Source organism: Streptomyces longwoodensis (assembly GCF_001514125.1).
Classification (GTDB): domain Bacteria; phylum Actinomycetota; class Actinomycetes; order Streptomycetales; family Streptomycetaceae; genus Streptomyces; species Streptomyces longwoodensis.
In genome coordinates this window covers 51403-73177 of the sequence record NZ_KQ948550.1, presented here as the reverse complement: position 1 = coordinate 73177, position 21775 = coordinate 51403, and the positions used below count along the sequence as shown (strand labels likewise).

Annotated in this window: 16 protein-coding genes; 10 read left to right on the top strand and 6 right to left on the bottom strand. The window is 74.3% G+C overall.

Annotated elements, in window-relative coordinates; all coding sequences use genetic code 11:
• Positions 1-90 precede the first annotated feature (90 nt).
• The 6 genes from AQJ30_RS05320 to AQJ30_RS05295 all read right to left on the bottom strand — a co-directional run bounded on the left by AQJ30_RS05320 (position 91) and on the right by AQJ30_RS05295 (position 4903).
• Positions 91-1056 carry a DUF4232 domain-containing protein gene (locus AQJ30_RS05320; RefSeq protein WP_067229226.1) on the bottom strand — a complete coding sequence of 322 codons (966 nt, stop codon included), beginning with the start codon at positions 1054-1056 and terminating at the stop codon, positions 91-93.
• A 67-nt stretch (positions 1057-1123) separates the two neighbouring features.
• Entirely contained in the window at positions 1124-2044 is a 921-nt protein-coding gene (locus AQJ30_RS05315; RefSeq protein WP_067229224.1) for an LLM class F420-dependent oxidoreductase, read from the bottom strand.
• 76 nt (positions 2045-2120) lie between these two features.
• Positions 2121-2579 carry a DUF6099 family protein gene (locus AQJ30_RS05310; RefSeq protein WP_079083847.1) on the bottom strand — a complete coding sequence of 153 codons (459 nt, stop codon included), beginning with the start codon at positions 2577-2579 and terminating at the stop codon, positions 2121-2123.
• Positions 2580-2746: 167 nt separating this feature from the next.
• Positions 2747-3094: a nucleotide pyrophosphohydrolase gene (locus AQJ30_RS05305; RefSeq protein WP_067229221.1), complete on the bottom strand. Its 348-nt coding sequence runs from the start codon at positions 3092-3094 to the stop codon at positions 2747-2749.
• Entirely contained in the window at positions 3091-4386 is a 1296-nt protein-coding gene (locus tag AQJ30_RS05300) for an AAA family ATPase (RefSeq protein ID WP_067229219.1), read from the bottom strand. The genes AQJ30_RS05305 and AQJ30_RS05300 overlap by 4 nt, the downstream gene beginning before the upstream one ends.
• A 136-nt stretch (positions 4387-4522) precedes the next feature.
• On the bottom strand, positions 4523-4903 hold the full coding sequence (locus AQJ30_RS05295) for a cell division protein SepF (protein ID WP_067229217.1): 381 nt from the start codon (positions 4901-4903) through the stop codon (positions 4523-4525).
• A gap of 891 nt (positions 4904-5794) precedes the next feature.
• Here AQJ30_RS05295 and AQJ30_RS05290 point away from each other — a divergent pair.
• The 10 genes from AQJ30_RS05290 to AQJ30_RS05245 all read left to right on the top strand — a co-directional run bounded on the left by AQJ30_RS05290 (position 5795) and on the right by AQJ30_RS05245 (position 21774).
• Positions 5795-7273 carry a sugar transferase gene (locus AQJ30_RS05290; RefSeq protein ID WP_067229215.1) on the top strand — a complete coding sequence of 493 codons (1479 nt, stop codon included), beginning with the start codon at positions 5795-5797 and terminating at the stop codon, positions 7271-7273.
• A gap of 73 nt (positions 7274-7346) precedes the next feature.
• Entirely contained in the window at positions 7347-8678 is a 1332-nt protein-coding gene (locus AQJ30_RS05285; RefSeq protein ID WP_067229212.1) for a nucleotide sugar dehydrogenase, read from the top strand.
• A complete protein-coding gene (locus AQJ30_RS05280; RefSeq protein WP_067229210.1) occupies positions 8668-9945 on the top strand; it encodes a glycosyltransferase family 4 protein in 1278 nt (425 codons plus the stop codon). The genes AQJ30_RS05285 and AQJ30_RS05280 overlap by 11 nt, the downstream gene beginning before the upstream one ends.
• Positions 9942-11309, top strand: a complete 1368-nt coding sequence (locus AQJ30_RS05275) for a Wzz/FepE/Etk N-terminal domain-containing protein (protein ID WP_067229207.1) — start codon at positions 9942-9944, stop codon at positions 11307-11309. The genes AQJ30_RS05280 and AQJ30_RS05275 overlap by 4 nt, the downstream gene beginning before the upstream one ends.
• A complete protein-coding gene (locus AQJ30_RS05270) occupies positions 11306-12859 on the top strand; it encodes a Wzz/FepE/Etk N-terminal domain-containing protein (RefSeq protein WP_067229204.1) in 1554 nt (517 codons plus the stop codon). The genes AQJ30_RS05275 and AQJ30_RS05270 overlap by 4 nt, the downstream gene beginning before the upstream one ends.
• A gap of 2 nt (positions 12860-12861) precedes the next feature.
• The gene (gene asnB, locus AQJ30_RS05265; RefSeq protein WP_067229202.1) at positions 12862-14796 is read left to right on the top strand and encodes an asparagine synthase (glutamine-hydrolyzing); all 1935 of its coding nucleotides are present in this window, start codon (positions 12862-12864) and stop codon (positions 14794-14796) included.
• A 16-nt stretch (positions 14797-14812) separates the two neighbouring features.
• Positions 14813-17017 carry a bi-domain-containing oxidoreductase gene (locus tag AQJ30_RS05260; RefSeq protein WP_067229200.1) on the top strand — a complete coding sequence of 735 codons (2205 nt, stop codon included), beginning with the start codon at positions 14813-14815 and terminating at the stop codon, positions 17015-17017.
• On the top strand, positions 17014-18975 hold the full coding sequence (locus AQJ30_RS05255) for an alginate lyase family protein (protein ID WP_067229197.1): 1962 nt from the start codon (positions 17014-17016) through the stop codon (positions 18973-18975). Before AQJ30_RS05260 ends, AQJ30_RS05255 begins: the two co-directional genes overlap by 4 nt.
• 8 nt (positions 18976-18983) lie before the next feature.
• Entirely contained in the window at positions 18984-20516 is a 1533-nt protein-coding gene (locus AQJ30_RS05250; RefSeq protein ID WP_067229196.1) for a right-handed parallel beta-helix repeat-containing protein, read from the top strand.
• A gap of 1 nt (position 20517) precedes the next feature.
• The gene (locus AQJ30_RS05245) at positions 20518-21774 is read left to right on the top strand and encodes a hypothetical protein (protein WP_067229193.1); all 1257 of its coding nucleotides are present in this window, start codon (positions 20518-20520) and stop codon (positions 21772-21774) included.
• Position 21775: the final 1 nt, after the last annotated feature.

The following is a 21775-nucleotide window of genomic DNA, read 5'->3' as shown; positions in this document are numbered from 1 at the left end:
CAGCGGGGTCGAGCGTGCCCCCAACGTACCGTCGGGTCTTCGCACGCACTGCTGAATATTTCGCGGCGGCCCGCGGGCCCCGGCCGCGCGCTACGGGACGGGCTTCCAGGCGCTGACGCCCAGCCTGCCCGTGGTGCCGAGGTCGAGGTGGGGCGTCACGGTCACCGGGTCGGCGCCGGGCAGGGCGCGCACCCGGACGTAGGGGGCGTCGACGGCCGCGCCGGAGCCCGTGGTGTTGCGCCACATCAGTCCCGCGCTCGCGCTCCGGCCCGGTGCGAGCGTGAAGGGTCGGGGCGGGTCGTCGAAGCCGGTGACGGTGGCGATGCCGCCGCTGCCGTGCAGGACACGGACGCCGTCGACCGGCTCGCGGTCCGCGTCCAGGACGGTCAGGTCCGGGTAGCCGTCGAGGGCGACCGCGCGGGTGCCGCAGTTGTCCAGGCGCAGGCCGACCACGCGCAGGCCCATCGCGGCGTCGCCGTCGTCCGCGGTGACCCGGATCCCGGAGGGCGGGCAGACGCCGGGGGCGGCGGGCGCCTCGCTCGCGGGCACCTTCGTCACGCGCAGCACCTTCACCCGGGTCACGGAGGACGCGCCCGGTGGCAGCGCCTCCATCGTCACCGTGCCGCGCACGGTGCGGCCGGGGCCGACGCCCGGCACGGTCCGCGTCCGGTTGTCCATCGCCCCGCCGGTGGCGTCGGCGAAGGTGAAGACGATGGTGTACGTCATCGCCACGGACCCGCTGTTGGTCACCTCGTAGGCGGCCGAGACGCGCGTGGCGCCGGGGGCGCCCGGGGTGCCGGCGGGCAGCGGGTCGGCGTGGACGCCGGGGCCGCCGCGCGTCGGGGACGGGGCCGGGTCCGCTGGGAGGGTGACGGAGGTGACGCGGACGCCGTCCACGGGCGGGTCGGTGACCGCGCTGCGCGCGCCCGGGGTGGCGGCCGCCGCGTCGACGCCCCGGCCGGCGTGTTCGGTGCCGCAGGCCGTCGTCAGCAGCAGGACGGCGGAGAGGGCCGCTGCGGAGAGGGCCGGGAGCAGGAGGGGCGCGGGGCGGGGCATCCCGTCACCCCATCAGGGCACCGGCCCCGACGGGGTGACGGACGCCACAGTTCCGGTCACAGCACTGTCACAGCTGCGACTGCACCTGGGACGCGATCAGCTCCAGGTGGTCCAGGTCGGCGAGGTCCAGGACCTGGAGGTAGAACCGGCGGGAGCCGACCTCGGCGTAGCGGCCGATCTTGTCGACGACCTCGGCCGGGGAGCCGGCCAGTCCGTTGGTCCTCAGCTCGTCGACCTCGCGGCCGATGGCGGCGGCGCGGCGGGCGACCTCCTGGTCGTCCCTGCCGACGCAGACCACCAGCGCATTGGACAGCACCAGCTCGTCGGCGTCGCGGCCGGCCGCACGCGCGGCCTCCCGGACCCGGCCGAACTGCCGCTCGCTGTCCTCGACGGAGGAGAACGGCATGTTGAACTCGTCGGCGTAGCGGGCGGCGAGCCGCGGGGTGCGCTGCGCGCCGTGGCCGCCGATCAGCACCGGGATCTTCTCCTGGGCGGGCTTGGGCAGCGCGGGCGAGCCGGTGAGGTCGTAGTGCGTGCCGTGGAAGTCGTAGGTCTCGCCGGGCGGGGTGCCCCACAGACCGGTGACGATCTCCAGCTGCTCCTCCAGGCGGCCGAACTTCTCCTTCGGGAAGGGGATGCCGTACGCCGTGTGCTCCTCCTCGAACCAGCCCGCGCCGAGGCCGAGTTCGACGCGGCCGCCGGACATCTGGTCGACCTGGGCGACCTGGATGGCGAGCACACCGGGCAGGCGGAAGGTGGCGGCGGTCATCAGGGTGCCGAGCCGGATGCGCCGGGTCTCGCGGGCCAGTCCGGCGAGGGTGATCCAGGCGTCGGTGGGGCCGGGCAGGCCGTCCACCTCGCCCATCTTCAGGTAGTGGTCGGAGCGGAAGAAGGCGTCGAAGCCGAGGTCCTCGGTGGCCTTCGCCACGGTGAGCAGGGTGTCGTAGGTGGCGCCCTGCTGGGGCTCGGTGAAGATGCGAAGATCCATGCTCCCCATCCTGCCTCCCGGGGCGGCGCCGGGCCCCACCGGTCCCCCGTGTCGCAGATCCCCGGCGACCTGCGGCTCAGCGGTCCGGCAGGGCCTCCTCGCGGGCCGCCAGTTTGCGGAGCATCTCCAGGACCCGGTCGCGGGACTCGTCGGCGGCGTCGATGGACTCGATGCACTGCCAGTACGTGCCCTCGTCGACCCCGCCGGCCAGGCAGACGAGGACGATGCCGATCTCGCCGAGCAGTCCGCCGAGGCAGAGCAGCGTCTCCCGGGCGTCCTCCAGCTCGGTCAGGCGGGCCGCCCGTAAGTCGCCCTCGTCGAGGTCGGGGGTGTCCAGCACCCCGCAGCCCCGGCCGGCCAGCTCGGTCAACCCCAGTGCTTCACCGCGTAGTTCGGGCGGGCCGGAGACGGCCAGGCGGCTGCCGATCGCCTGGGCCAGGGTGTGCGCCTGCCACACCTCCGTCAGGACCTCCGCCTCGCCGACACTGCCCGCGAGCGCGCGCCTGCTCGCCTGGATGAGCCGCACTGCTTCCATGCGCCGCCCCCGTCCGTCCCCGGCGCGCGCCCCTCGCGCGTCCGACCGAACTCATGTGTCCACTACCCAGAGTGAGACTCATTGAGACCTGATACCAGAGAAAGACGGAAAATACTGGACAACAAATCGGTCTCGAAGCGCCAGACGGCTACGGAGAGTAGTGTCGATCAGTCGCCGTTCCCGCCTACCGGGAACCGGAGTTCATTGCGTTCGATCTTCGCGGCGAGCGCCGCGCGCGGGTCGATGCCCAGCACGTCGCACAGTTGCAGCAGGTACGCGAGGACGTCGGCCACCTCGTCGGTGACCCGGTGCGCGCTGTCCGGGTCGTCCATGACCCGCTCGGACTGCTCGGGGGTCAACCACTGGAAGACCTCGACCAGTTCGGCCGCCTCCACGCTGAGCGCGGAGACGAGGTTCTTGGGCGTGTGGTACGGCTGCCAGGAGCGGGCGGCGGCGAACTCGGCGAGCCGGCGCTGGAGCGCGGGCAGGTCGGGCGGGCTGTTCTCTTCGGTCACGGCTCCAGGTCTACCACCGTCACCCCGGGCACCCCGGCCGCCCAGGAGCCGTCGCTCACGGTGGCGAGGCAGCGGATGTGCCCGCGCTCGCCCATCCGCCCGGCGAGACCGAGCAGGGCGGAGCGCTGGGCGGGGTCCAGGGCGCGGTCGAAGCCGTCGGCGAGGACGGTGAGGGTGCGCATCGCGTCCGGGACCTCGCCGGGGGTGTCGACGTCCAGCACGCCGGGGCCGGTGAGCAGCACCAGGGCGAGGGCGAGGTAGCGCAGTTCGCCGTCGCCGAGGCGGGCGAGTGCGGTGGCCGGCCCCGCCCCGCGGTCCAGGACGGCGCGCACGGTGCCGTCGCCGAGGGGTTCGGCGCGCAGGTCGGTCACGGGCCCGGCGCACCCCGCCCGGACGGCGTCCACGAGCAGCGCGTGCCGGCGTCCGCACTCCACGCGGGTCCGCCACAGGACGTCGGCGAGGTTGTCGCACCCGGTCAGCAGGTGACCGGTGCCGGTCGGGACGGGGGCGCGCATCGCGTCGGGGCGCGGCTCGCAGGCGTACACGGAGCGCAGGGCGACGACCATCTGCTCGGCGGCCGCGAGCACCCGGCGCTGGCCGTCGGTCTTGCCGGCGACGCGCAGCGGGAGCAGGGCCGTGCCGAGGCGGTCGCCGGGGAGCGGGGCGCGGGTGACGGGGGCGGAGCCCGCGGTGTGCCAGGCGGCCTGGACGGTGGGCCGGCCGGGGTCGCGCAGGGCCGTCTCCAGCAGGACGCGGTCCCCCGCGGTCAGCCGCTCGCCGACGACGCGCAGCTCCGGTTCGGCCTGGACGGCGAGGTCGAGCCGTACGGGGCCCTCGGGGCCGTCGGCCGTGCAGCCGATGCGGAAGCCGCGCCGGCGCTGCGCGTCGGGGCGGGCCCGGTCGGGCACCCAGGCGGCGGCGTCCGGGAACACCTCGGCGAGGACCGCGCCGCCCGCGAGCCGGGCGAGGGCCGCGCAGGCCCGGAGGGCGCTGGTCTTGCCGCTGCCGCTGCGGCCCGCCAGCACGGTGACCGCGCCCAGCGGCAGCGTGGTGCGCCGGTGCCCGGCGAAGGCGGACAGCCGCAGCTCCGTGATCCGGGGCCGCACCGGGTGCGCCCCCGTCCCGTCGCCCCGCTGCCGGGCCGGATCGGGGCGCCCGGCCTGCGCGGGGACGCGGGCCGTGTCGTCCTGGGTCGCACCCGTGGCACCGCCGGCACCGTGCGCGGCGGCACCGGCGGGCGCGTCGGGGAGGGCACCCGGCAGGGAGGCGGAGGACCCGCGCGGAACGGTCATGCCGGGACGCTATGGCCGGGCGGCCACGCGGAACCGTTCCGCCCGGAGGCCGTTCCCACGATCGGGCGGCGCGCGGAACGGCCGGAGGAGCAGGGGCGGCGCGGGACGGTCCGCAGCGCGCCCTCCACGCGCCCCCTCAGACCCCCGCGCCCTCCATCAGCCCGCTCACCTCGGTCCCCGGCGGGGTCAGCAGGAACACGTTGCGGTCGACCCGGTGCATGCCGCTGGACAGGCCGAAGACGACACCCGTGGAGAAGTCCAGGACGCGCTTGGCGACGTCCCCCTCCGCCCCGGTGAGGTCGAGCAGCACCGGGATGCCGGACATCAGGGTCTCGGCCACCTCGCGGGCGTCGGCGAACACGTTGACGCGCAGCACGACGAAGCGGCGCCGGGTCTCGGTCTCGGCGTCGGGCAGGGAGCGGTGGTCCACGGCGGACGGCCAGGCGTCCCGGCCCCGCAGCGGCACGACCTGGGCGAGCCCCTCCCACTGTTCGTCGGTGACGTCGTACCGGTTCACCGGATCCCCCTGACCTGACTCGCGTTCGTTGCCTGCACCAGCCAATTCTTACGCCACGTCACCCGTACGGCCCAACAGCGACACGGTGCGCGACCGGGCCGGGGGCACCGGGACCACACACCGCGTACCCGGCGGCCCGTGCCCCCCTCTTGGCGGAGGAGGCACCTCGGCGCTCCAGGGAGGCGCCCCCCGTATCGCGTGACCGTCAGGGGCGACGACAAACACGACGCGGAGGCCGCGCGCACCGTGCGCGATCCGGCCAACTCAGAAGCGGAGGCGGTTCAGTTGTGCGCCCGCGCCGCCTCCGGCGCGCGCGTCCCGACGCGGGCGCGGGTGACATCTCGAACACCTGTGGGAGGTCGGCGGACGCCTCATGCCCATCCCGCCGGACCGCCCGCCCCTCCCGTCACGAGGGCCGCGGGACCTCGTCGGGTCCCGGTGGCCCCACAAGCGGAACCCCAAAGCTTGAACACAAATCTCACACATCCTCTCTTCATACCGGTCCCGATGGTCTAGATTGACCGTGCTTCGGGCGTTCGAGCCCGAGGCGACCTGTAATGATCTTTAGGCCCGGCGCTGCGGAGAAGCAGTCGCTACCCGTGCCGGGCGTGGGGGTGATCGGTTTCAGGAGCCCGAGGGGGGCCCTGGGTGCGGGGAGCACCGGGGGTTCGACGGGTTCCGGTGCATCTCGTACGTCTGGCGGGACCCTGGGAAGTCCGTTGTCGCCAGAGTGGGTTGATCACACAGCTCTGCAGTAGCCGGCATGTCACGTACGGGGGGCGGGGGCCTCCCGGGGGGAGGAACAGCGCGGCGCGGGAGGCGGGGGCCTCCCGATGGGGAGCCAACAGTGTGGGGCGAACACGTCGAATCACTGGGAACCTGGGGGGTTCTGTGCGGCAAGGGGGACTTGTCAGCCCGGTTCCGTCAGCGCGCGGGCGCTTGGCGGACGGAACGATCGGCCGGCCCGCGATCGACTGGGAGCAGCGGTACAGACGTACCGTGATCACCAGTGACACGGTGGCCACCGCGTGCGTGGTGGCCGGGATCGGAAACTTCTTCGGGGCCCGCGACGCGGCCAACTGGCACGAGAAATGGGGGATCCTCGCCTTCGGCACCGAATTACTGGTGCTGGCGTCGCTCGCGGTCAGCCGGGCCTGGGCACCGGCCGTACTCGGTCAAGGGGCGGAGGAATTCCGCCGGTTGGGGCGCTCGCTGTTCACCGCGACCGTCGTGCTCGCGCTCGGCGGGATCGCGCTGACCTCACGCAACATCAAACTCTGGATCTTCGTCGCCATACCGGCGATCGCGCTCGTCACCATGACCGCGCGGTACGTGCTGCGGCTGTGGCTGCACAAGCAGCGCAAGGAAGGCAGGTGCCTGCGTCCGGTGCTCGCCGCCGGGAGCGCGGCCACCGTGCGGGACCTGATCACCCGGACCCGCAAGTTCCCGCACCTCGGCTGGCGGGTGGACGCGGTCTGCACGACCGACGGGATCACGCTCGACGGCGACCTGCTGGACGGCGTACCCGTGGTCGGGCGGCTCACGGACGTGGCCCAGCACGTCCACCGCGACGGCTACCGCGTCGTCGCGGTCACCCCGGACCCGCACTGGTCGCCGGACCGGCTGCAGCGACTGGCCTGGAACCTCGAGGGCAGCGACGCCGAGATGGTCGTGGCGCCGGTGCTGATGGAGGTGGCCGGACCGCGGCTGCACGTCGACGCGGTGCTGGGCATCCCGCTGCTGCGGGTGAGCATGCCCACCTTCACCGGGGGGCGCCGGGCCGTGAAGGGCGTCGTCGACCGGCTGGGCGCGGCCGTGCTGCTGCTGGCGTTCGGGCCGCTGATGCTGCTCGTCGCGCTGCTGGTGCTGGTGGACAGCCGGGGCGGGGCGTTCTACCGGCAGCGCCGGGTCGGCAAGGACGGCCACGAGTTCACCATGCTGAAGTTCCGCACCATGGTCGTCGGCGCCGACCAGGCCCGGGCCCGGCTGGCCGCCCTCAACGAGGGTGCGGGGCCGCTGTTCAAGATGCGCCGCGACCCGCGGGTCACCCGGGTCGGGAGCGTGCTGCGCCGGTACTCACTGGACGAGCTGCCGCAGCTGTTCAACGTGCTCACCGGGTCGATGTCGCTCGTCGGGCCGCGGCCGCCGCTGCCGGAGGAGTGCGCGGCGTACGACCCGGACATCCGGCGGCGGCTGCTGGTCAAGCCGGGGCTGACCGGGCTGTGGCAGATCAGCGGCCGCAGCGACCTGTCGTGGGAGGAGGCCGTCCGGCTGGACCTGCGGTACGTCGAGGACTGGTCGCTCGCCCTGGACACGGTGATCTTGTGGAAGACGCTGCGCGCGGTGCTCTACGGGCAGGGCGCGTACTGATGCGTGGGGGCCGCCGTACGGCGGGACGCGCGAACCGCAGGCCACGGGGCCTGCCTGGGGGGAGGAACGGGTCATGAGAGTCAGCGTTTTCGGGCTCGGCTACGTGGGCTGCGTGTCGGCCGCGTGCCTGGCCGGCATGGGCCACGAGGTCATCGGCGTCGACGTCAACCAGGTGAAGGTCGACCTGGTCAACGACGGCAAGGCGCCGGTGGTCGAGGAGCGGATCGGCGAGCTGATCGCCGACGTGGTGCGCAGCGGCGCGCTGCGCGCCACCCGCGACGTCCGCGAGGCCGTCCTGAACAGCGACGTGTCGCTGGTCTGCGTGGGCACGCCCTCGGAGGCCAACGGCAGCCTGTGCACCACCTACTTGGAACGGGTCACCGAGGAGATCGGCGCGGCCCTGGCGGAGGGGGGCGAGGAGAAGAGGGGGCCGCGCCACACCGTCGTCTTCCGCAGCACCATGCTCCCGGGCACCTGCCTGAACCTGCTGGTGCCGATCCTGGAGAAGAACGTCGGCGGCACCGCGGGCGTGGACGTCGGGGTCGCGGTCAACCCGGAGTTCCTGCGCGAGGGCACGAGCGTGCGGGACTTCTTCGACCCGCCGAAGACGGTCGTCGGCGAACTCGACGCGGCCAGCGGCGACGTGGTGCTGGCGCTCTACGAGGGCCTGCCCGGCGAGGTGTTCCGGGTGCCGGTCCCGACGGCCGAGGCGATCAAGTACGCGGACAACGCGTTCCACGGCCTGAAGATCGGCTTCGCGAACGAGTTCGGCGCGGTGTGCCAGGCGCTCGGCGTGGACTCGCACCAGGTGATGGACGTGTTCCTCGCCGACCGCAAGCTCAACATCAGCCCCGCCTACCTGCGGCCCGGGTTCGCCTTCGGCGGCTCCTGCCTGCCCAAGGACCTGCGCAGCCTGGTCCACGCGGCGCAGCGGGCCGACGTGTCGGTGCCGATCCTGTCCCACGTGCTGCCCTCCAACTCCGACCACCTGCAACGGGCGGTGGAGATGGTCGAACGCACCGGCAAGCGCCGGGCGGGCCTGTTCGGGCTGTCCTTCAAGCCCGGCACCGACGATCTGCGCGAGAGCCCGCTCGTGGAACTGGCGGAGCGCCTCTTCGGCAAGGGCTACGACCTGAAGATCTACGACGCCAACGTGAGCCTGTCCCGGCTGCTCGGCGCCAACCGCGAGTACATCGAGACCCGGCTGCCGCACCTGGCGCAGCTCCTCGCCGACTCCGTCGAGGAGGTCCTCGACCACGCCGAGGTGTGCCTGGTCGGCACCCGGGACCCGGCCGTCGTGTCGGCGCTGCCCCACGGCGACGGCCCGGTGATCGTCGATCTCGTCCGCCTCCCCGACGCCGACGCGCGCCGGGCCGAACCGGGGTACATGGGCCTTGCTTGGTGACCGGTCGCTCGGCGACGCGTGGGGTGACGGACCGTCGGGTGACGGTGCACGGCCGGGCCGGCGCGCGCTGGTCCTGGTGGAGAACCTGTCGGTGCCCTTCGACCGGCGGGTGTGGCAGGAGTGCACGACGCTGCGCGACGCCGGCTGGACGGTGGACGTCATCTGCCCCCGCGGGACCAAGCGGGACACGGAGGCGGAGGCGGTCGTCGACGGGGTGCGCATCCACCGCTACCCGCTGCGCGCGGCCACCGGCGGACCGGCCGGCTACGTGCGGGAGTACGGGGCGGCGCTGTGGCACACGCTGCGGCTGGCCCGCAAGGTCGGCCCGGTCGACGTGGTGCACGCCTGCAACCCGCCCGACCTGCTGTTCCTGCCCGCGCTGTGGCTGAAGCGACGCGGCGCGCGCTTCGTCTTCGACCAGCACGACCTGGTGCCGGAGCTGTACCTGTCCCGGTTCCGGCGCGGCGAGGACCTGCTCTACCGCGCGGTGTGCGCGCTGGAACGGCGCACCTACCGGGCGGCCGACGTGGTGATCGCGACCAACGAGAGCTACCGCGACGTCGCCGTGCGCCGGGGCGGCAAGGCGCCCGAGGACGTGTTCGTGGTGCGCAGCGCACCCGACACCGACCGGTTCCGTCCCGTGCCGCCCGAGCCGGAGCTCAAGCGCGGCAAGCCCCATCTGCTGTGCTACCTGGGCGTGATGGGCCCGCAGGACGGCGTCGACTACGCGCTGCGGGCGCTGGCGGAGCTGCGCGCGGTGCGGACCGACTGGCACGCGGTGTTCGTCGGCGCCGGTGACACCTTCGACGAGATGGTGGAGCTGTCGGGGCGGCTCGGCCTCGCGGACCAGGTCGAGTTCACCGGGCGCATCCCCGACGAGGACCTGGTGCGCTACCTGTCCACGGCGGACGTCTGCCTCTCCCCCGACCCGCACAACCCGCTCAACGACGTGTCGACCATGAACAAGGTCCTGGAGTACATGGTCATGGGCCGGCCGATGGTGTCGTTCGAGCTGAAGGAGGCGCGGGTCTCCGCGGGCGAGGCGGCCCTGTACGCGCCCGCCAACGACGAGGCGGAGTTCGCCAAGCTGGTGGCGGTGCTGCTGGACGACCCGGAACAGCGGGCCCGGCGGGGGGAGATCGGCCGGGAGCGGGTCGGCGGCCCGCTGTCCTGGCGCAACTCGCAGGCGGCGCTGCTCGCGGCCTACGCCGCGGCCTGCGAGAAGAACGACGAGAACAGCAAGGCTGCAAGGAGGTCGCGCCGTTGAGCGACGACACCATACGTCTGGTCACGATCGGGCGGATCCTCCGCCGGCGCTGGCGGCTCCTCGCCGTGCTCACCCTGGTGGGCGCGCTCGTCGGCTACGGCGTCTCGCTGCTGTTCCCGCCCCGGTACACGACGTCCGCGTCGGTGCTGCTGCCGGGTGCGTGGGAGGAGCGTGCGCTGCTGACGCAGACGGAGATCGCGACCAGTTCGGTGGTGGTCGACCGGGCCGCCGCCACCCTCCACTGGGAGGGCGTCGACGGCCGGGACCTGCGGGACCGGGTGAGCGCCCAGGCCGCGGACGGCAACATCGTCACGATCTCGGGCACGGCCGAGACCCCGGAGCGCGCCCAGCAGCTCGCCGACCAGGTGGCGCGGCAGTTCGTCGGCTACGCCGCGCAGGTCGTCGGTGACAACGACGACCCGGAGGCGGCGGCGCAACTGACGGCGCTGCGGCAGATGGTGGCGCAGACCAGCAGCCGGATCACCGAGCTGGCCGACGCGGCCGACCCGGGGCAGACCGTGGAGAGCGTGCAGGCCCGCACCGACCTGGAGAAGCTGCGCACCACCCTCCAGGAGGCCATGAACAAGCTGGAGGAGGCCGACCCGTCCGCCACGAAGGCGGGCCTGGTCGTGATGGGGCCCGCGCCGCGCCCGACCGGCGAGGCCCCGCCCACCCGGTGGCAGCTGGTCGCCGGCGGGGCGCTGCTGTTCTTCCTCGTCGCGCTGATCGGGCACCTCACCGCCGCGCGGATGAGCCGCCGGCCGCGCACCGAGCCGGAGATCGCCGAGGCGCTGGGCTCGACCTCGCTGGGCACCGTCGACGTGCCCGCGGAGCGGGAGGCGCACCGGCCCGAGGCGCGCGGTGCGCGGGCCCGGGCGCGCCGGCTGCTGGGCCTGGACGTCCGGTGGGACGTGCCCGCCCCGCCGCCGTCCGGCGACGAGGCGAGCCGGCAGGTCCGCTACCGGCGGGTGTGCGCCCGCCTCCGGGAACGGGTGCCGGCGCCGCGGCGGCTGCTGGCCGTCGTCCCGGAGGGCGACGCCGGCGCCCTGCGGGCCGCCGGACAGCTGGTGGCCGCCGCGGGGGGCGACCCGCGGCTGCGGGTGGTCGAGGTCGGGGTGGACCGGCCGCTGGTGCCGGACCGCGACACCGAGTCGGGTGCGCTGGTCGTGCTCAGCCCGGGCCACTGGACCACGGCGGAGCTCGCCGGTGTCGCCGAGGCGTGTGCCGACGCCCGGCACGAGGTCGTCGGCGTCGTCCTCGTCGGCACGTCCCCGGCCCGTCCGGCGCGGTCGGCCGACCGTCCCCGGGACGCGGTCACGCCGGTGCTCGCGGGCGCCGACGACGCGACAGGAGTTGCACGGTGAGAACGAGTACGACCCCCCAGTCGCCGGCCCCCACCCCGCTGCTGGACCTGCAGTCCCTGGTGGTGGCGGTGCGCAGGCGCCGCCGGCTGTGGAGCTCGGCGGCCCTGCTGGGGCTGCTGCTGGGTGTGGCGGTCGCGGTCCTGCTGCCGCCCCCGCCGACCGCGGTGACCAAGGTCCTGGTCGCGCACCAGGAGGACCAGCCGAACGACCCCGGGACGCTGATCCGCACCGACGCGGCGCTGCTGCAGACCACGCGCATCGCCGAGCAGGCCCTGCGGACCCTGAGGTCCTCCGAGGCGCCGGAGGACTTCCTGAAGGACTACAGCGGCCTGGGCCTGACCAACAACCTGCTCCAGATCACGGTGACCGGCGACAGCGACGCCGACGCCGAGGCGCGCGCCAAGGCGCTGGCCGACGCGTTCGTCGCCGACCACGTGCGCCGGATGCAGCAGGCCGCCGACGCCGAGGCCAAGAGCCTGCTCGACCAGCGCGACCGGCTCCAGGGCGAACTCGCCCAGGTCAACAAGGCGATCGGGGACGGCTCCGAGGAGACCGGCCCGAAGGCGGCCGCGAACCTGGAGACGCTCTTCGCCCGCCGCGCCGAACTCACCTCGCGCATCGCCGACTTCGCCCAGCGCGCCGCGGAGGCCCGGGTGGGCACGCCCCAGCTGGTGGCGCGCACCCAGATCGTGGACGACCCGCGCGCGGTACGGCACTCACTGCCCAGGTCCGCCGCCACGAACGGCGTGATCGGCCTCGTCCTCGGCCTCGTGCTGGGGCTCGCGGTGGCCGCCGTCGGCACGGTGGTCGCGGACCGTCCCGTGCTGCGCCGGGACATCGCCGCGCACCTCGGCGCCTCGGTCGTCGCGGAGCTGCCGCTGCGCTCGACGTGGCCGTGGCAGCGTCGGCGGGTCCGCACGGCCCGGGCCCGGCTCACCACGTCCCTGGCCCGCACGGTGCGCGGGTCCGCGGAACCGGTGTCGCTGCTGGAGCTGGGCTGTGCGCGCCCCGCGACCACGATCGCCGTGGACCTGGCCCGGGAGGTCGCCGCGGACGGCCCGGTGACCCTCGTCGACGGGCTGCCGGGCACCCAGTTGCGCGGCCGCCGCACCAAGCCGGGCGACCCGGCCGTGGTCGGCGGCGAGCGCGTCCCGGCCGCCGCGCCCCAGGAGCGCCTGATCGGCGTCGGCTCGGTGGCGCCCGGCACCGCGTGGACGGACCTGCGCCACCTCGGCACGCGGACCGTGCTGGTCGTGCGGGCCGGCCACGGCAGCGCCGCCTGGCTGCACACCGTGGCCCGGCAACTCGCCGACCAGCGCATCCCGGTGGTCGGCGTGGTGCTGATCGACCCCGACCCGAAGGACCGCACCGACGGCACCCTGTGGGACGGGCTGCACACCGCGCTGCGCGGCCAGGGCGAACGGCCGGCCCGGCAGAACGGCGCGGGCGCCCCGCACGCCGTCCAGGCGGTGGGGGACGGCCTGCGGCGCGCGGAGCGCCGGCCGATGTGGGCCGCGGGGGTCCCGGACAGCGACCAGGAGGCTCGGTAATCATGTGTGGCATCGCAGGCACGTACCGGTGGCCGGACGGGAAGGCCGTGACCGACCGGCTCACCGACGTCCTGGCCCACCGCGGCCCGGACGGGGCCGGCCGGTACAGCCACCCGGCCGGGGACGGCGAGGTGCACCTCGGGCACCGGCGGCTGGCCATCATCGACCTGTCCGACACCGGCGCCCAGCCGATGGCCAAGGACGGCCTCGTCCTGACGTACAACGGCGAGCTGTACAACGCGCCGGAACTGCGGGCCGAGCTGGAGGGCGCCGGGGTGCGCTTCCGCGGGACCTCGGACACCGAGGTGCTGCTGGAGGCGTGGCGGCGCTGGGGCACGGACTGCCTGCCCCGGCTGCGCGGCATGTTCGCGCTCGGGGTGTTCGACGAGCGCACCGGTGAGCTGGTCCTGGCCCGCGACCAGCTCGGCATCAAGCCGCTGTTCCTGCTGCGGCGCGGCGAGGGCCTGGTGTTCGCCTCGGAGCTGAAGGCGCTCGCCGCGGTGACCGGCGGGTCGCTGGACGTGGACCACGCGGCGCTGGTGGCGTCGCTGCTGTACTACTGGGTGCCGGACTCGCGGTGCGCGTTCCGCGAGGCGGAGAAGCTGCCGCCCGGCAGCTGGCTGCGGTGCCGGCCGGACGGGCGGGTCGAGCGGGGCCGGTTCTGGAACCTGCGGGACGTCGCCGCCGAGGGGCGGCAGCGGGCCCTGGACGGGGACCTGCCGGACCTGGCGGCGGTGATCGAGGAGTCGACCCGGCGGCACCTGCTGTCCGACGTGCCCGTGGCCACGTTCCTGTCCGGCGGGCTGGACTCCAGTTACCTGACCGCGCTGGCGGCCCGCGGGCGGCCCGGGATCTCGGCGTACACGATCGGCTTCCGCGCGGAGGACGCCCGGTTCGAGGCGATGCCGGACGACCTGCGCTACGCCCGGCAGGTGGCCGAGCGGTTCGGCGTGGACCTGCACGAGATCGAGATCGCCCCGGACGTGCTCGACCTGCTGCCGCGGATGACGTACCACCTGGACGAGCCGATCGGCGACCCGGCCGCGATCAACACGTTCCTGATCTGCTCGGCCGCCCGGGAGGCCGGGGTCAAGGTGATGCTGTCGGGGATGGGCGCCGACGAGCTGTTCGCCGGGTACCGCAAGCACCTGGCCAACCTGATCGCGCTGCGCTACCAGCGCGTCCCCGGGCCCCTGCGGCGCGGGGCGGCCGCGGTGGTCGACCGGCTGCCGGTGGCGACCAGCCGCCGCGGGTACCGCTCGGTGCGGTTCGCCAAGCGGTTCCTGTCCTTCGCGGACCTGCCGGAGGAGACGGCGTTCCGGCGCAGCTACACCATGTACGACCGGGGCGACCTGCTCGGCCTGATCGACCCCGGCCTGGCCGGCACGGTCGACGACGTGCTGACCGAGCACGCGGACGTCTACGAGGACAACGACCTCGACGACTTCGTGAACCGCATGTGCCTGGCCGACGCCCGGATGTTCCTGCCGGGCCTGAACCTCGCGTACACGGACCGCTCCAGCATGGCCGCGTCGACCGAGGTGCGGGTGCCGTACGTGGACGTCGAGGTGGTCAGGGCCGCGTTCGCGGTGCCCGGGGCGCGCAAGATCGCCGGGCGGCAGGGCAAGGCGGTCCTGAAGGAGGCGGCCACCTCGGTCCTGCCGCGGGAGATCGTCTACCGGCCCAAGGGCCTGTTCAGCGCCCCGCTGCGGGCCTGGATGAGCCGGGACCTGTCGCCGCTGGTGCGCGAGGTGGTCGAGGACGGCCTGCTCGTGCGGTCCGGGTTCCTGCGCCGGGACGCGCTGCGGCGGATGGTCGCCGAGGACGCCGCCGGGCAGCGGGACTTCTCCAAGCATCTGTGGCACGTGCTGACCCTCGAGTACTGGTACCGCGGCGCGACCTCCGGGTCCGGCCAGGACTCCCCCGCGACGGCGTAGAGACAAGAGGACTTCGGTGAAACAGGTAGTACAGAACTACAAGAGCGGCGAGCTGGCGCTCCTGGACGTGCCGGTGCCGGGCTGCAAGCCGGGCGGGGTGCTGGTGCGGACCTCCTACTCGCTGATCTCCACCGGGACCGAGCTGATGAAGGTCTCCGAGGCCGGGATGTCGATGCTGGGCAAGGCCCGCTCCCGGCCGGACCAGGTGGCCAAGGTCGCGCAGAGCGTCGCCACCAACGGGCTGCCCGCCACCTACCGCAAGGTGATGGGCAAGCTCGACTCGTACACGCCGCTGGGCTACTCGCTGTGCGGGGTGGTGGAGCAGGTGGGCGCCGGGATCGACGACGTGAAGGTCGGCGACCTGGTGGCCTGCGCCGGCAACGAGCACGCGCTGCACGCCGAGCTGAACTGGGTGCCGAAGAACCTCTACACCCCGGTGCCGGACGGACTCGCGCCGCGGCACGCCGCGTTCGGCACGGTCGGGTCGATCGCGCTGCAGGGCGTGCGCCAGGGCGAGTCGCACCTGGGCGAGGTGGCGCTGGTCATCGGGCTGGGCCTGATCGGCCAGCTGGTGGTGCAGCTGCTGGCCGCCTCGGGGGTGCGGGTGGTCGGGGCCGACCCCGACCCGGCGCGCTGCGAGCTGGCCGAGCGGCTGGGCGCGGCGGCCTGCGGCGACCCCGGTTCGGCGGCGGTGGAGGTCGCCGTCGCCGAACTCACCGGCGGGCACGGCGTGGACCAGGTGTACCTGGCCGCGGGCGGCGGCAGCAACCAGCCGGTGGAGCTGGCCGCCCGGCTGTGCCGGGACCGCGGCCGGGTCGTCGACATCGGCAAGTGCCGCCTGGACCTGCCGTGGAACGCCTACTACGAGAAGGAACTCGACGTCCGCTTCTCCCGCAGCTACGGGCCCGGCCGCTACGACCCGGAGTACGAACTCCAGGGGCGGGACTACCCGATCGGCTACGTGCGCTGGACCGAGCGCCGCAACCTGGCGTGCTTCCTCGACCTCGTCGCGCGCGGCAGCGTCGACGTGGAGCCGCTGGTGTCCCACGTCGCCGACTTCGAGGACGCGGTGCCGACGTACCAGCGGCTGAAGGACGGCGAACTGAAGGCCGTGGCGGTGCTGTTCCGCTACCCCGAGCAGGAGCAGGAGCAGGGGACGGAGGCCGGGGCGGCGCAGGCCCCGTCGGTGGCCGTGCCCGCGGTGCGGCGGACCGGCGGCACGGCGTCCGCGCCCGCCCGGGCGGCCGGGGCGCCGGTACGGCTGGCGTTCGTCGGCGCCGGGAACTACGCGTCGTCGATGCTGCTGCCGCACCTGGCGCGGCGCGAGGGCGTCGAGCTGTCCACGGTCGTCACCACGACGGCGCTGTCCGCGGCCAACGCGCAGCGCAAGTTCGGCTTCGCCCACGCGACCACCGACCTCGACGCGGTGCTCGGCGACCCGTCCGTCGACGCGGTGTTCGTCGTCACCCGGCACAGCTCGCACGCCGGGCTGACGCGCAGGGCGCTGCTGGCCGGCAAGGCCGTGTTCGTGGAGAAGCCCCTCGCCCTCACCGAGGACGAACTGGCCGACGTGGTCGCGGCGGTGGAGGAGTCCGGCAACGACCGGCTCCAGGTGGGCTTCAACCGCCGGTTCGCGCCCCTGCTGCACGACGCCCGGCGGCGGTTCGGCACCCGGACCGGCCCGGCCGCCCTGCGCTACCTGGTCAACGCGGGCCGCCTCGACCACGGCAGCTGGTACCTCCAGGAGGGCTCCGAGGGCACCCGGTTCGTCGGCGAGGGCGGGCACTTCATCGACACGGCGAGCTGGCTGCTGGACGCCGACCCGGTGTCGGTGTGGGCGACCGCGCCGTCCGGCAACGACGACCTCCAGGTCGTGCTGCGCTACCCGGACGGCTCCACCGCCACCATCAGCTACGTCACCTCGGGCCCGTCCGGCTTCCCGAAGGAGACGCTGGACCTGATCGCGGACGGGCGCGCGCTGCGCCTGGACGACTTCGTGCGGGCCTCGGTGTACGGCCCCAAGCGGTGGGTCAGCTCCCGGCTGCCCAAGGCCCGGGACAAGGGCCAGAACGCCGAACTGGCCGCGTTCGTCCGGGCGGTGCGCACCGGCGGGCCGATGCCGGTGCCGCTGGAGTCGCTGGTCGCCACCACGGCGGCCACCCTCGCCGTGCGGGCCAGCCTGGTCGGCGGCGCGCCGGTGACGCTGGCGGGGGCGCGATGACCCGGGCGTCGATGGGCGCGGGCTGGTACCTGCGGCGGCTGTCCCGGATGGGGCCGACGGAGGTCGGCGGCCGGGTGGGCGACACGCTGCGCAGGCGGCGCTGGCGCGCGGCGCCGCCGCCGGACGGCCCGCGCGTGACCGGCGTGCGGTTCACCGCCGTGCTGCCCGCGGGGACGCTCGCCGAGGTGCCGCCGGACGCCGTGAAGCGGCTCCTCGCCGAGGCCGACCGGCTGATGGCCGGGCACGCCGTCTTCTTCGGCGTGGACCGCGACGACCTGATCGACCCGGACTGGTCGTACGACCCGAAGACCGGGCGCCGGGCCCCGGGCGGCTACGCCTTCGACGTGCCGTACCGGGACGAGGAGGCGATCGGGGACGTCAAGCAGATCTGGGAGCCGTCCCGGCACCAGTACCTGACCGTGCTCGCCGCGGCCTACGCCGTCACGGGCGACGAGCGGTACGCCGAGCGGGTGGCCGCGCACCTGCGGTCGTGGTGGACGGCCAACCCGCCGCTGCGCGGGGTGCACTGGGTCAGCGGGATCGAGCTGGGCATCCGGCTGCTGTCCTGGGTGTGGGTGCGCCGCCTGCTGGACGGCTGGCCGGGCGCGGCCGCGCTGTTCGAGGACAACCCGGTGGCGCTGCACCAGATCTGGCACCACCAGCGCTGGCTGGCCGCCTTCCCCAGCCGGGGGTCCTCGGCCAACAACCACGTCGTCGCCGAGGCCGCCGGGCAGTTCGCCGCGGCCTGCGCGTTCGCCTGGTTCCCGTCCTCGCCGCGCTGGCGCGCCGACGCGCTGCGGTCGCTGGAGCGGCAGCTGCGCGCCAACACCTTCGCCTCCGGGCTCAACCGGGAACTGGCCACCGAGTACCACGGTCTGGTGCTGGAGCTGGGCCTGGCCGCGGTGGCCGAGGCGGACGCCGCGGGCGTGCCGGTGCCGGCGTCGGTCCGGCGGGTGCTGCTGCGGATGACCGACGCGCTCGCGGCCGTCGTGGACCGCCGGCTGCGGCCGCCCCGGCAGGGCGACGCGGACGACGGGTACGGCCTGGTCGTGGACGGTGCGGGCACCGACCGCTGGGGCTCGCTGCTGTCCACCGGGGACGCCGTGTTCGGCCGGCTGCCCTGGTGGCCCGCGGTGACCGGCACCGACGTGCGCACGCCGCTGCTGGCCGCGCTGGTGCGGCCCTACCCGGGCCGGGGCAGCGCGGTGGCCCGCCCGGACCGGCGGCCGGCCCACTTCGCCGACGCGGGCCTGACGATCCTGCGCAGCCCGGAGCGGGACCGGGGTGAGATCTGGTGCCGCTGCGACGGCGGCCCGCACGGGTTCCTGTCCATCGCCGCGCACGCGCACGCCGACGCCCTGTCGGTGGAGGTCCGGCACGACGGGGTGGACGTGCTCGCCGACCCGGGGACGTACTGCTACCACGGACAGCCCGAGTGGCGGCGGTACTTCCGCTCCACCCTCGGCCACAACACCCTGGAGGTCGACGGCACCGACCAGTCCGTCTCCGGCGGGCCGTTCCTGTGGACCCGGCAGGCGCGCAGCCGGGTGCTGGCCGCGGACGCGGACCGCTGGAGCGCCGAGCACGACGGCTACCGGCCGTCCGTGCACCGCCGCCGGGTCGAACTGGCGCCGCAGCGGCGGGAGCTGACGATCGTCGACGAGCTGAGCGGCGACCGCCGGGCCGTGCGCCTGGCGTTCCACCTCGGCCCCGCGGTCACGGCGGAGCTGACGGGCCACCGGGCCCTGCTCACCTGGATGTGCGACGGCGAGGACCGCTCCGCGGTGCTCGACCTGCCCGGTCAGCTGGCCTGGGCGGCGCACCGGGGTGAGAGCGACCCGCCGCTGGGCTGGTACTCGGCCGGCTTCGGCCGCAAGGAACCCGCCACCACGCTGCTCGGCACCGGCTCCGCCGACGGCACGCGCGGGTTCACGACCGTACTGACGTTCCGCGGCTAGGGGGGCGCGTGGGGATCAAGGGGCGGGCCCGGGGGTGGCCCGCGGTGGCGTCGGCGCTGGTCCTGCTGGCGGTGGCCGGCTGTGACACCAGCACGGCGAGCACGCAGCGGCCGGGGCCGACCGCTGCCGCGCCGTCCGCCGCGTCCGTGGCCCGGGTGTGCGCGCACCCGGGGGCCGGGCCGGCGACGGCGCCCGCGGGCGCGGTGACCGTCGACCCCGCGGTGCCGGGCGACCTGGCGGCGAAGACCGCCAAGAGCCCGCCGCACACGACGTTCTGGCTGCGCTCCGGCACGCACCGCCTCGAGGCCGACCGCTACGCCCAGGTGATCCCCAAGGAGGGCGACACCTACCTGGGCGCGCCGGGTGCGGTGCTCGACGGCCGGAAGACCAACCAGTACGCGTTCGGCGGCACCGCGCGTGACGTCACCCTGCGGTACCTGACCGTGCGGGGCTTCGTCGCGCCGCACGACGAGGGCGTGGTCAACCACGACTCGGCCGACGGGTGGGAGATCGAGCACTCGGTGATCCGCGACAACTCCGGTGCGGGGCTGATGGCCGGCGCCCGCCAGCGGGTGCGCGCCAACTGCCTGCGCGACAACGGCCAGTACGGCTTGAACGCCTACAAGTCCGGCGGCCGCATCACCGGGCTGCTGGTCGAGGGCAACGAGATCACGGGAAACAACACCGGCGACTGGGAGAAGAAGCGGCCGGGCTGCGGCTGCACCGGCGGCGTGAAGTTCTGGGCCGTCGACGGCGCCGACGTGCGCGGCAACTGGGTGCACGACAACCGCGGGGCCGGGCTGTGGGCCGACACCAACAACAACGACTTCCGCATCGAGCGCAACGTGCTGGAGTCCAACGACGGGGCCGCGCTGATCTACGAGACGAGCTACAACGCGGTGATCCGCGACAACGTCGTCCGGCGCAACAACTGGGTCGAGGGCCGCGGTTACGCCGACCGCGGCGACAGCTTCCCGTTCGCGACGGTCTACCTGTCCGAGTCGGGCGGCGAACCGCGGGTCAAGGCCCGCACCGACAGGATCGACGTCTACCGCAACACGCTGGAGGACAACTGGTCCGGCATCACCCTGTGGGAGAACGCCGACCGGTTCTGCAACAGCCCGGCCAACACCTCCTCCGGCGACTGCACGCTGCTGGTGGGCAAGACGTCCCGCTGCGCCCGGCCGGCGATCGCGTCGGCGCCGCTGTACGCGGACTGCCGGTGGAAGACCCAGCGGGTGGACATCCACGACAACCGCTTCGAACTGGACAAGTCGGTCGTCGACTGCACGGTCAAGTGCGACCGCATGGCGGTGCTGGCCAACTACGGCACCTACCCGGACTGGTCGCCGTACAAGGGCGAGGGGGTGGCCCGGGCCGTCACGCTCCAGCAGCACAACCGCTGGCACGACAACACCTACGTCGGGCCGTGGACGTTCGTCGCGCTCGACCCGAGCCGGGTCCTGGACTTCGCGCAGTGGCAGGGCGCTCCCTACCAGCAGGACGCGGGCAGCACCTTCCGCGCCGGGGACGGTGGTTGAGATGCGCACGGGAACGGCCGAGGAGATCCGCACGGAGCCCACGCCGGCGCCGGTGGCGGTCGTGTGGGGGCTGCTGGTCCTGAACACCCTGGGCTCCGCCGGGGCGAAGACCATCGTGCCGCTGCCCCGCTCGCTCATCCAGATGGTCACGATGGGCTCGCTGGTCGCCGCGTTCACCCTGGCGCTCGCGCTGAACCTGCGGCTGCGGGTGCGGTCCAGCGCCTTCCTGCTGCTGCTCACGCTGCTGCTGGCGCTGAGCGTGATCTCCAGCGTGCACCTGGAGTCGGGGTTCGGCGCGCTGTTCCGCTGCTTCCGGCTGGCCGTGTTCGTGGGCACGCTGTGGCTGGTCAGCCGCTGGTGGGACGGCGACATGACGTTCGTGCGGCACCACATCCGGATGTACTTCGCGGTGCTCGGCTCGGTCGCCGCCGGTCTGGTGCTCTCCCCCGGTGCCGCCCTGCCCGACCTGTACGGCGGGCGGCTGGTCGGCGCGCTGTGGCCGCTCACCCCGCCGCAGATCGGCCAGTACGCGGCGGTGATCATAGGGCTCACCGTGCTGCTGCTGATGGGCCGCCGCACCGACCGGACCAGCGCGACCGTGGTGATCGTGCCGTCCCTGGTCCTGCTCGCGCTGACCCACACCCGCACGGCCACCCTGGGCCTGCTGCTCGGGCTGGCGCTGGCCATCGGCTCGCTGGTGCTGACCAGCGCCGCCGCCCGCCGGTTCTTCGCCTGGGCGGTGGTGGGCGGCACGGTGACCGCGGTGGTGCTCGGCTCCGCGCTGCAGGCGTGGTTCCTGCGCGGGCAGAGCAAGGAGAACTTCACCAGCCTCACCGGCCGGGCCAAGGTCTGGGACGCGCTGCTGTCGGCGCCCCGCAGCACCACCGAGTACCTGTTCGGGGTGGGCCTGGGCGACAAGTCGTACGGCGGCCTGCCGATCGACAACAGCTGGCTGGCCGTCTACCACGAGCAGGGCGCGATCGGCGTCGGCCTGGTGGCGGCGATCGTCCTGGTGCTGGGCGGCGTGGCGCTGCTGCGGCCGCCGTCGCTGGCGCGGGCCTGCGCGATCTTCCTGATCAGCTACTGCGCGATCGCGTCGTACACCGAGGCCGGACTGGGCGACGCCTCCCCGTACCTGCTGCACCTCACGGTGGCCGCCTCGCTGCTGGCGACGCCCGTCCCGGCCGGTCCGCCGCCGGCGCCCGGGGTGCCCCGCCGACGCGTCCCCACGTGGGCCCGGAGAACGGAAGTGTCCTGAC

Coding starts and splice junctions, on each gene's coding strand:
- AQJ30_RS05320 (WP_067229226.1), bottom strand. CDS start 1,056: ATGCCCCGCCCCGCGCCCCTCCTGCTCCCGGCCCTCTCCGCAGCGGCC.
- AQJ30_RS05315 (WP_067229224.1), bottom strand. CDS start 2,044: ATGGATCTTCGCATCTTCACCGAGCCCCAGCAGGGCGCCACCTACGAC.
- AQJ30_RS05310 (WP_079083847.1), bottom strand. CDS start 2,579: ATGGAAGCAGTGCGGCTCATCCAGGCGAGCAGGCGCGCGCTCGCGGGC.
- AQJ30_RS05300 (WP_067229219.1), bottom strand. CDS start 4,386: ATGACCGTTCCGCGCGGGTCCTCCGCCTCCCTGCCGGGTGCCCTCCCC.
- AQJ30_RS05285 (WP_067229212.1), top strand. CDS start 7,347: ATGAGAGTCAGCGTTTTCGGGCTCGGCTACGTGGGCTGCGTGTCGGCC.
- asnB (WP_067229202.1), top strand. CDS start 12,862: ATGTGTGGCATCGCAGGCACGTACCGGTGGCCGGACGGGAAGGCCGTG.
- AQJ30_RS05255 (WP_067229197.1), top strand. CDS start 17,014: ATGACCCGGGCGTCGATGGGCGCGGGCTGGTACCTGCGGCGGCTGTCC.
- AQJ30_RS05245 (WP_067229193.1), top strand. CDS start 20,518: ATGCGCACGGGAACGGCCGAGGAGATCCGCACGGAGCCCACGCCGGCG.